The organism is Streptomyces sp. NPDC057616, from assembly GCF_042800575.1.
In the GTDB taxonomy this organism is placed as follows: domain Bacteria; phylum Actinomycetota; class Actinomycetes; order Streptomycetales; family Streptomycetaceae; genus Streptomyces.
The window spans coordinates 97,890-107,487 of the sequence record NZ_JBHVGU010000011.1 but is presented as its reverse complement, the minus strand read 5'-3'; the positions used below and the strand labels follow the sequence as shown (position 1 = coordinate 107,487).

Annotated in this window: 8 protein-coding genes; 4 read left to right on the top strand and 4 right to left on the bottom strand. The window is 70.9% G+C overall.

Annotation, left to right across the window (positions count from 1 at the left end; translation table 11 throughout):
• Positions 1-148: 148 nt before the first annotated feature.
• Positions 149-826, bottom strand: coding sequence for a snapalysin (gene snpA, locus ACFU97_RS15970; RefSeq protein ID WP_384256540.1), 678 nt, complete (start codon positions 824-826; stop codon positions 149-151).
• 213 nt (positions 827-1,039) lie between these two features.
• Here snpA and ACFU97_RS15965 point away from each other — a divergent pair, with 213 nt between their 5' ends.
• The 4 genes from ACFU97_RS15965 (at position 1,040) to ACFU97_RS15950 (ending at position 6,201) form a co-directional block, all read left to right on the top strand.
• Positions 1,040-1,993 (top strand): LysR family transcriptional regulator, encoded by a 954-nt coding sequence (locus ACFU97_RS15965; protein WP_384256213.1) that lies wholly within the window; start codon positions 1,040-1,042, stop codon positions 1,991-1,993.
• Between the two features lie 154 nt (positions 1,994-2,147).
• A complete protein-coding gene (locus ACFU97_RS15960) occupies positions 2,148-3,761 on the top strand; it encodes a VWA domain-containing protein (protein WP_384256211.1) in 1,614 nt (537 codons plus the stop codon).
• Positions 3,762-3,943: 182 nt separating this feature from the next.
• Complete coding sequence (gene metG, locus ACFU97_RS15955; protein WP_384256209.1) at positions 3,944-5,659, top strand: methionine--tRNA ligase; 1,716 nt, start codon at positions 3,944-3,946, stop codon at positions 5,657-5,659.
• 65 nt (positions 5,660-5,724) lie between these two features.
• The gene (locus tag ACFU97_RS15950; protein WP_384256206.1) at positions 5,725-6,201 is read left to right on the top strand and encodes a hypothetical protein; all 477 of its coding nucleotides are present in this window, start codon (positions 5,725-5,727) and stop codon (positions 6,199-6,201) included.
• On the opposite strand, the gene ACFU97_RS15945 is transcribed toward ACFU97_RS15950, so the two are convergent.
• The 3 genes from ACFU97_RS15945 to aspS form a co-directional block, all read right to left on the bottom strand.
• Positions 6,202-7,167, bottom strand: a complete 966-nt coding sequence (locus tag ACFU97_RS15945) for an intradiol ring-cleavage dioxygenase (protein WP_384256204.1) — start codon at positions 7,165-7,167, stop codon at positions 6,202-6,204.
• Positions 7,168-7,194: 27 nt separating this feature from the next.
• The gene (locus tag ACFU97_RS15940; RefSeq protein ID WP_384256201.1) at positions 7,195-7,590 is read right to left on the bottom strand and encodes a hypothetical protein; all 396 of its coding nucleotides are present in this window, start codon (positions 7,588-7,590) and stop codon (positions 7,195-7,197) included.
• Between the two features lie 209 nt (positions 7,591-7,799).
• Entirely contained in the window at positions 7,800-9,563 is a 1,764-nt protein-coding gene (gene aspS / locus ACFU97_RS15935; RefSeq protein ID WP_384256199.1) for an aspartate--tRNA ligase, read from the bottom strand.
• Positions 9,564-9,598: the final 35 nt, after the last annotated feature.

The following is a 9,598-nucleotide window of genomic DNA, read 5'->3' as shown; positions in this document are numbered from 1 at the left end:
GAAAAGGAACAGGCCCAGGAATTCCCCTTTGGGCGGGCAGTGGTGTTCCCACACAAAGCGGAACCCCGGGAGGCGGGAAAGGCGGGGGGGGGCTGCCCTGGGCGGGGGGACGGCCCGCACCGTGGTGTGGGGGGTGGCGCCGCAGGGCCTAGCGGCCGGACTTGTGCAGGGACTTCTCGCTCATGGCCTTGTCGAGCGCGGCGGCGAAGCCGTTGGCCCACAGCTGGTCGACACGTGCCCGCTCGTTGGCGTCCGGGTTGGGGTTGGTGCAGGACGGGCCGGGCCCGCCGCCGGACATCAGCTCGCTGCACGGGCCTTCGTAGTGGTCGGGCAGGCCGAGAACGTGGCCGGTCTCGTGCGCGGCCACACGCGTGGAGTCGTACTCCTGGTTCTGCGCGTAGTCGAGGAAGACGTAGCCGCTGCCGTGACCGTCGGTCGAGGCGTACGAGCCACGCGAGTCGTTGCCCTCGCGGTAGCTGAAGTCCGCCCCGGACGAACCGGCCTGGAGCTTCACGTTCGACTCCGCGCCGTTCCATATCTCGGCGGCGCGGGCTATCTGGGCGCTGAACGTCGGCGCCCCCGAGGGGTCGTAGGTGACCGTGACGGCGGCGGCGCTGTTCGGATGCGCGGCGCGCTTCTCGGCGACGGACTTCAGGACCGCCTGGAAGAACGCCTGGTTCGCCTTGGCCTCTTCGGCCGAGCCGGTGTAGCCGGAGTACGGTGCCGGAGCCGGCGACGCGGCGGCCGGAACCGCCGTGCCGAGGCCGAGGACCGCGAGGCCGACACCGGCTGCCGCCGCCGTACGGACGGCCAGGAACCGGGACATGGGCAGGGGAGTGCGCTGGTGCATCGATGACTCCTAGGTGGGGGGTGAGTCAGTCGTCATCGGTGAGTGTGTGCGCCTGTGCGGTCGCTGTGATGATGCCAACCGGCGATAGCGCGGCCCTATCGCGGTTCGGCCGGACGTCCCGATTCGCGCGTTCCTGCCGGGATTTGTGCGTCTGGTGAAACCTTTGATTCCGCTTTACGCTCCGAGGGCATGGACCTCGAGGTGCGACACCTCCGCGCGCTGTGCGCCATAGCCGACACCGGCAGCCTGCACCGTGCGGCGCGCCAACTGGGCGTGGCCCAGCCGTCGTTGAGCACGCAGCTGCGCCGTATCGAGCAGGAGCTGGGTGGCGCGCTGTTCGTCCGCGCACGCACCGGCTGCCGGCCCACCCCGCTGGGCAGCCTGGTACTGAGCCGCGCCCGCCCGCTGGTGGCCGAAATGCGCTCCCTGGTGAGCGAGGCGCGGGCCGCCGCGACGGGCGGCCCCGAGCTGCGCGTCGGCTCCACCGCGAGCAAGGCCCTGGCGGGCTGGCTGCGCCGGCTGCGCGCCCGCGGCCAGGACCCCACCCTGCACATGAACGTCTCCCCGAACGCCCTGCTGCGCATGGTCGCCGACGGTCAGCTGGACGTCGCCTTCGTGCACGAGGTCGAGGGCAGCCGGCTGCGCATCCCCGAGGGCCTGCGGCTGCGCGTCCTGGTCGAGCGCGAGCCGCAGTTCGTGTACCTGCCGGCCGACCACCCGGCGGCCGCGCACCCGGCGGTCGACGTCCGCGACCTCGCGGCCGACCGCTGGATGATCGACCCCACGGTGGACGGCGAGTGGGACGCGGTGCAGCACATGTTCCGCCGGGCGGAGATCCATCCGCACGTGCTGCACGGCGACTACCACACGGCCGCCGCCCTGGTCGCGACCGGCGAGGTGGTCACGATCTGCCAGCCGACCGCCGTCTCCCACGCCGACATGGTGGTACGGCGCCTGCAGGGCGACCCGCTCGGCGTGCGCCTGCTGCTGGCGGCCCGCACCGAGACGGACCTCGACGGCGCCCTGCCCGCGCTGGAGGATGCGTACTGGGAATCGGCGCGCCAGGCACCGACGTACCGGGAGTGGCTGGAACGCACGGGTACGAGCGCCCCGGCTCCGGCTCCGGCCGCGGCTCTTCGGTAATCCGGTTGATCCGGGCGGGGGTTGAGGACCTCTTGACACAAGTGGCCGTACTGTCCCTTGCCCCTCCCCAAGATCGCCATCCGGGGCCGCTAACCTTACGTGTCCGTCCTGGCCAGGGATTGACGGGCATCAACTCACGCGAAGGGTTGCGCACATGGGCATTCTCACTCTCCTGCGGAACGCGTTCGGCAGGTCACGCAAGGGGCGTGCCGCCGAGGCAGAGGGTGCGGACCTAACCTCTTCGCACTCCCCGGAGCCCCAGCCCCCCACCACCGCTCAGGTCCCGGAGCCGCGCTCGTCGGCCACGGAGAACGACGACGAGCACGAACTGGTCTCGGCGGCCTTCGACAACGTCACGGTCCCCAGACCGTCGGAACCCCTCGACGACGAGCCGGCATCGGTGACGGAAGCGATCGCCGAGGAAACGTCCGAGCCGAAGCCGAAGCCGAAGCAGGCCAAGGCGAAGCCGGAGGCAAAGCCGCAGGCCGAGGAGCCGGTGGCGGAGGCCGAACCGGCGCCGAAGAAGCAGACGGAGCCGAAGCCCGAGGCCGAGCCGGTGGCCGAGGAGCAGGCGCCCGAGGAGCCGCAGGCCGAGGCGAAGCCGGTGACCGAGGCGGAGCCGGTGGCCGAGACCGCCCCCGAGCCGGTCGCCGAAGCCGAGCCGGAGGCGGAGGCGACCCCGGTCGCCGAGGAGCCGAAGCCCGAGCAGGCGGAGCGACAGGAATCGGCCACGGAGACCACGCCGGAGCCGAAGCCGGAGCCCGCGGCGGAGACCGCCCCCGAGCCGGAGCCGGAGCCCGTGGCTGAGGCCACCCCGGAGCCCGAGCCGGAGCCGGAGCAGACCCCGGAGCCGGAGGCCAAGGCGGAAGCCACCCCCGAGCCCGAGCCGGTCGCCGCGGCCGCAGACGAGCCCGTTGCCGAACCCGCCGTCGAGCCCGCCGTCGAGCCCGCCGTCGAGCCCGTCGCCGAGGCCGCGGACGAACCCGAGGCCGCCGACGGCGAGGAAGCCCCACAGGGGCCACCCGCACCCGACCACGAAAGTGGTACGGGTGGTGCGGGTGGGAGCACGGCGGCCGAAGGCGAAGCCGAGGCCGTGACCGCCGAAAACACCCCCGCCGAAAACACCCCCGCCGAGAACACCCCCGCCACGGACACCCCCGCCGCGGCAGCCCTCACCAAGGCCAACCTCACCGGCACCCGCGCAAAGACCTACCTCGTGCTCGACCGCTCGGCGAGCATGCGCGCGTACTACAAGGACGGCTCCGCCCAGGCCCTCGCCGACCAGACCCTCGCCCTCGCCGAGCACCTGGACCCCGACGCCCCGGACACCTCCGTGCACGTCGTCTTCTTCTCCACCGAGCTCGACGGCACCACCGACCTCACCCCGGCCTCCTCCGAGACCGCGATCGACGACGCGCACGCCGGCCTCGGCCGCATGGGCCGTACCAGCTACCACGCCGCCGTGGAAGCGGTCCTCGCCCACTACGACAAGCACGCCACCCCCGGCACCCCGGCCCTCGTCGTCTTCCAGACCGACGGCGCCCCGGACGCCAAGACCCCGGCCACGAAGTCCCTCACCGACGCCGCGAAGTCCCACCCCTCGGTGTTCTTCTCCTTCGTCGCGTTCGGCGACCACGACAACAAGGCCTTCGACTACCTCCGCAAGCTGAAGACCGGCAACACGGCCTTCTTCCACGCGGGCCCGACCCCCAAGGAGCTCACGGACGCCGAGCTCTACGACGGCGTACTGATCGACTGGCGCCCGTAGCCCCGTAGCCCCTTAACCCCGGAGCCCGGAGCCCGGAACCCGCACGACCGTCGGACGACAAGCGGCCGCCCCTTCCCACCCTGCAAAACGGGAAGCGGGCGGCCCACCCATGTCGGCTACGATTTCAAGGTTCGCAAGACAGACGACAAACCCGCCGAACACCGACCTGGGAGCACCCCCCGATGGCTCGACACCTCATCACCAGCGCCCTTCCGTACATCAACGGAATCAAGCACCTGGGCAACATGGTGGGGTCCATGCTCCCGGCGGACGTGTACTCCCGGTACCTCCGCCAGCGCGACCACGACGTCCTGTACATCTGCGCGACGGACGAGCACGGCACCCCCGCCGAGCTGGCCGCGAAGGAGCAGGGCCTGCCGGTCGCCGAGTTCTGCGCCCAGGCCCACGACGCCCAGAAGGCGGTCTACGACGGCTTCGCGCTCGCCTTCGACTACTTCGGCCGCAGCTCGAGCCCGCAGAACGTCGAGATCACCCAGCACTTCGCCCGCCGCCTCAACGAGAACGGCTTCATCGAGGAGCGGGCGATCCGCCAGGTCTACAGCCCGACCGACGGCCGCTTCCTCCCGGACCGCTACGTCGAGGGCACCTGCCCCCACTGCGGCTACGACAAGGCCCGCGGCGACCAGTGCGAGAACTGCACCCGCGTCCTGGACCCGACCGACCTGATCAACCCGCGCTCGGCGATCTCCGGCTCCACCGATCTGGAGGTCCGCGAGACCAAGCACCTCTTCCTGCTCCAGTCGAAGCTGCAGCACGAGGTCGAGGAGTGGGTCTCCCGCCACGAGGCCGACTGGCCGCAGCTCGCCTCGTCGATCGCCCGCAAGTGGCTGACCGAGGGCCTTCACGACCGCGCGATCACCCGCGACCTGGACTGGGGCGTCCCGGTCCCGGCCGACACCTGGCCGGAGCTGGCCGCCGAGGGCAAGGTCTTCTATGTCTGGTTCGACGCCCCGATCGAGTACCTCGGCTCCACGAAGGAGTGGTCGGACAAGGATCCGCAGAACCGGGACTGGAAGTCCTGGTGGTACGACGTCGACGACGAGGTCCGCTACACCCAGTTCATGGCGAAGGACAACGTCCCCTTCCACACGGTGATGTTCCCGGCCACCGAGCTCGGCGTGCGCGAGCCGTGGAAGAAGGTCGACTACGTCAAGGCCTTCAACTGGCTGACGTACTACGGCGGCAAGTTCTCCACGAGCCAGAAGCGGGGCGTCTTCACCGACCAGGCCCTGGAGATCCTGCCGGCGGACTACTGGCGCTACTTCCTCATCGCCAACGCCCCCGAGTCGGACGACTCGTCCTTCACCTGGGAGCACTTCACGGCGACGGTCAACAAGGACCTCGCCGACACCCTGGGCAACTTCGTCAACCGCGTCCTGTCCTTCTCCAAGAAGCGCTTCGGCGAACAGGTCCCGGCGGGCGGCGAGCCCGGCGAGGCGGAGGCGCGGCTGGGCGGCCAGATCGCCGAGCTCCTCGCCGAGTACGAGGCCCAGATGGAGGCCCTCCAGTTCCGCAAGGCGGCCGCCGCCCTGCGCGCCCTGTGGTCGGCCGGCAACTCCTACCTGGAGGAGAAGGCCCCCTGGCTGGAGATCAAGACCGACAAGGACGGCGCGGCCCTCACGCTGCGCACGGCGATGAACCTCATCCACCTCTACGCGGTGGTCTCCGAGCCCTTCATCCCGACGACGTCGGCCGCCATGCGCCAGGCCTTCGCCCTCGGTGACGACACGGCGACCTGGGTGACCCCGGACGAGGCGAAGGCCCTCACCGCGGTCCCGGCCGGCACCCCCTTCACGGTCCCGCCGGTGCTGTTCGCAAAGCTGACGGACGAGGACCTTCAGGCCTACAAGGAGCGCTTCGGCGGCGAGCCGGAGTAATTCGTTGCCGCGGTCAACCGGCCCCCGGTTCCGAAGTGTTGCAGCTCACCCTTATGGTTTCCGCCATGGCAGTACCAGAGGTCATTCCGATCGCCTACGCGCCGCGGCACCGTACCGAGAGCATCGGACGGTACGCGGACGGCCAGTTCCTGGCATCGGTCACCTACGCGTTCCCTGAAGGGTTCCGCCCCGACGACGGCTGGGAAGAGCACAAACGCCTCTACACCGTGCTCCACCTCTTCGACGCCGAGGGCCACTACCGCGACTCCGAGATCTGGTGCGCCGGCACCTGGGCCGAGCAGCAGCGCGACCCGGACGGGGACGAGTCCGTGCTCGCCCGCGCCCGGGTCCACCTGGCCAAGCTGCTGCGCAGCCTGCCGCGCCGCTCCTACACGGACATCGCCGTCCGCCCCTTCCGCGTCACCGTGGACGGCGTCCTGTTCGGCCTGCTGACCGGCGAGGACGACGGCGAGGCGTGGGCCGAGCTGTACCCGGACCACCTCGGTTTCGGCGAACCGTGGGACGGCACGTACGACACGTGACTACGACGAGGACGAGGCCGGCGCCGAGGCGCCCGGCTGCACCGCGTCGTCCGTGCCGTCGTGGGTCTCGTCGGGGTCGACGCCGACCGTGATCGAGGCGTGCACGCCCTTCGCGATGTGCTTCCTGTCGTACGCCAGCCTGAGCAGGCCACCCGTGGTGCCGCTCTGGTCGTAGATCGTGTCCTCGGTGAGCGTGGTGCGCTCGGTGGTGCTGGTGGAGTAGGGCGCGACCTTCGCGGAGGCGAGGACAGCCTCCTCGACGAAGAAGAACTGGCCGGTGTGGCAGGTGTGGCCGCCCTCGTAACCGGCGTCCGTCCAGGCGCCGTCGACGTGCACCTTGGTGTGGATGTGGACGGCACGGCCCCGGTACCAGCCCGGGAAGACCGTCGTGAAGGTCACCCGGCCGTCGCGGTCGGTCCGCCAGGTGCCGCGCAGGTAGCGCTTGTCGTCCGTGGGCTCCTCATGACCGCCGCCACCGGTGCCGCCGGACGGCGGTGCACCCGTCGGGGTGCCGCTCGGAGTGCCGCTCGGGGTGCCCGAGGGCGCGTCGGTCGGGGCGCTGCCGCCGCCGGTCGACAGGCTCTCGTAGCCGGAGTAGATGCCCAGCGCGTCGCAGTGCCAGATGTCCACGGCCGCGTTCCGGACCGGCTTGCAGGTCTCGGAGTCGATCACCTTGAGGCTGAGCGTGAGCGGGATGCCCTCCTTGTCCTCGGTGATGTCCCGGCGGATCTTGTCCGCGTCGATGTAGTACGGCCCCTCGGTGGTCTCCGAGGTCAGCTTGTAGCAGGTCCCGGCACTGCTGCCGCTCGCCGACGCGCCGGTGGCCGGCTCTTCCGCGGAGGCGTTCAGGGCGAGTCCGCCGCCGATGCCCACCGCCGCCACGGCGCCCGCGCCCGCGGCGACGACCTTGCGGCGTGTCAGGTCCTTCTTGTGTTGCGGCCCCTGGGCCGTCTGCTTTCCCGTCATGGTCGGCGAAGGTAGGAGGAGCACCTGTCAGGAGCGTGGGAAAGCACTGTGCGGACCCTTGAATCCTCGAAGGACGCCCGACTCCTCGGGGCGCGCCGCCCGGACGTGCCGCGGGCCCTCCCGCGCGAGGCGCGCGGCCCGCTCGTACTCCGCCGTCGTGCGGGCGTCCGCCGGCAGGGCCCGGGCGCCGCGATGGCACTCCGCGGCCTCGGTCAGCTCCCGCCCCGCCGAGGCGTCGGCGTCCGCCCGGCCCGCCGCGCCCCGCGGGGCCAGGCCGGCGCCCAGGTGCGGCAGCAGACGGTGGGCCTCGGCCTCCGCGTCCAGCCCGGACGCACCCCGTGCGGCCCGCGCCCGGCGCAGGGCGACGGCCGCACCCGCCGCCCCGGCGATCAGCAGCACCGCCAGCACGCTCGCGTACGCCATGGCCGACCTCCCTTGCCCGCCGGTCCGCGCCGACTCCCGCCTTGTCCTCTCCCATGACACGACGGTCCGCTGTGCCCCCTCCTCGCGCTGCCTGTGTGCTTGCGGTGAGCTCGTTCGGGCGTGGCGTGCGTCAGAGGGGCCCGGGCGCCCCGGCCACGGGAAAGGGCTCGAAACCGGTGCCGGTTTCGAGCCCTTCGGGTCCGCTCCGCCTACTTCGGCTGCGGCTTGCGCACCGACAGGTGCAGTTCCTTCAGCCGCGCCTCCTCCAGCTCCGTCGGCGCGCCCATCATCAGGTCCTGGGCGTTGCCGTTGAGCGGGAAGGCGATGGTCTCGCGGATGTTCGGCTCGTCGGCCAGCAGCATCACGATGCGGTCGACGCCGGGCGCGATGCCGCCGTGCGGCGGGGCACCGAAGCGGAAGGCGCGCAGCATGCCGGCGAACTTCTCCTCGACGGTCTCGCGGTCGTAACCCGCGATCTCGAAGGCCTTCAGCATGATGTCCGGCTCGTGGTTCCGGATCGCGCCGGAGGACAGCTCCACGCCGTTGCAGACGATGTCGTACTGCCAGCCGAGGATGTCCAGCGGGTCCTGGGTCTCCAGGGCCTCCAAGCCGCCCTGCGGCATCGAGAAGGGGTTGTGCGAGAAGTCGATCGCGCCGGTGTCCTCGTCCTTCTCGTACATCGGGAAGTCGACGATCCAGCAGAAGCGGAAGACGCCGTCCTCGAACTGCCCGGCGCGCTTGGCGGCCTCGACCCGCACCGCGCCCATGATCTTGGAGACCTCGTCGAACTCGCCCGCGCCGAAGAACACGGCGTGACCGGCGGCGAGCTGGAGCCGCTTGGTCAGCTCGGCGACGTTCTCCTCGGTGAGGAACTTGGCGATCGGGCCGGTCAGCGAGCCGTCCTCGGCCACGCGCACCCAGGCCAGGCCCTTCGCGCCCTGGGAGACCGCGAAGTCACCCAGCTGGTCGAAGAACTTGCGCGGCTGGTCCTGGACCGCCGGGACGGGCAGCGCGCGCACGTGCTTGCCCGCGAACGCCTTGAACTCCGAGCCCTCGAAGACGTCGGTGATGTCGACGAGCTCCAGCTTGGCCCGCAGGTCCGGCTTGTCGGAGCCGTACTTGAGCATGGCCTCGCGGAACGGGATCCGCGGGAAGGGCGAGGTGACGTGACGGCCGTTGCCGAACTCCTCGAAGAGCTCGGTCATCAGCTTCTCGACCGGCTGGAAGACGTCCTCCTGCTCGACGAAGGACATCTCGATGTCGAGCTGGTAGAACTCGCCCGGCGAGCGGTCCGCGCGCGCGTCCTCGTCGCGGAAGCAGGGCGCGATCTGGAAGTAGCGGTCGAAGCCGGAGATCATCAGCAGCTGCTTGAACTGCTGCGGGGCCTGCGGCAGCGCGTAGAACTTGCCGGGGTTCAGGCGCGAGGGCACGACGAAGTCGCGGGCGCCCTCGGGCGAGGTGGCGGACAGGATCGGCGTCGCCATCTCGTTGAAGCCCAGTGCCGTCATCTTGTGGCGGATCGCCGAGATGACGGACGTACGCAGCAGGATGTTGCGGTGCATGCGCTCGCGGCGCAGGTCCAGGAAGCGGTACTCCAGACGCCGCTCCTCGTTGACCCCGTCCTCGGTGTTGATCGTGAAGGGGAGCGGGGCGGCGGCGCCGAGCAGCTCGACCTCGCCCACCTCGACCTCGATCTCACCGGTCGGCAGGTCCGGGTTGACGTTCTCGGCGCCGCGGGAGACGACCGAGCCGTCGACGCGGACCGTGGACTCCTTGGTGACCTTGTCGAGGGCCTCGTAGGCGGCGGTGCCGGGGCGCGCGACGAGCTGCGTGATGCCGTAGTGGTCGCGCAGATCGATGAAGAGGATGCCGCCCAGGTCGCGCCGATTGTGCAGCCAGCCACTCAGCCGGACGTCGGTGCCGACGTCAGAGGAGCGGAGCTGGCCGCAGGTGTGGGACCTGTACCGATGCATCGTCGTTCATCCAGTCTTCGCGGATCGGGGGCACG

What these genes read in the sequence shown, in the direction of transcription:
- ACFU97_RS15960 (WP_384256211.1), top strand. Translation starts at nt 2,148, where the DNA reads ATGGGCATTCTCACTCTCCTGCGGAACGCGTTCGGCAGGTCACGCAAG.
- ACFU97_RS15940 (WP_384256201.1), bottom strand. Translation starts at nt 7,590, where the DNA reads ATGGCGTACGCGAGCGTGCTGGCGGTGCTGCTGATCGCCGGGGCGGCG.
- ACFU97_RS15950 (WP_384256206.1), top strand. Translation starts at nt 5,725, where the DNA reads ATGGCAGTACCAGAGGTCATTCCGATCGCCTACGCGCCGCGGCACCGT.
- snpA (WP_384256540.1), bottom strand. Translation starts at nt 826, where the DNA reads ATGTCCCGGTTCCTGGCCGTCCGTACGGCGGCGGCAGCCGGTGTCGGC.
- ACFU97_RS15945 (WP_384256204.1), bottom strand. Translation starts at nt 7,167, where the DNA reads ATGACGGGAAAGCAGACGGCCCAGGGGCCGCAACACAAGAAGGACCTG.
- aspS (WP_384256199.1), bottom strand. Translation starts at nt 9,563, where the DNA reads ATGCATCGGTACAGGTCCCACACCTGCGGCCAGCTCCGCTCCTCTGAC.
- metG (WP_384256209.1), top strand. Translation starts at nt 3,944, where the DNA reads ATGGCTCGACACCTCATCACCAGCGCCCTTCCGTACATCAACGGAATC.
- ACFU97_RS15965 (WP_384256213.1), top strand. Translation starts at nt 1,040, where the DNA reads ATGGACCTCGAGGTGCGACACCTCCGCGCGCTGTGCGCCATAGCCGAC.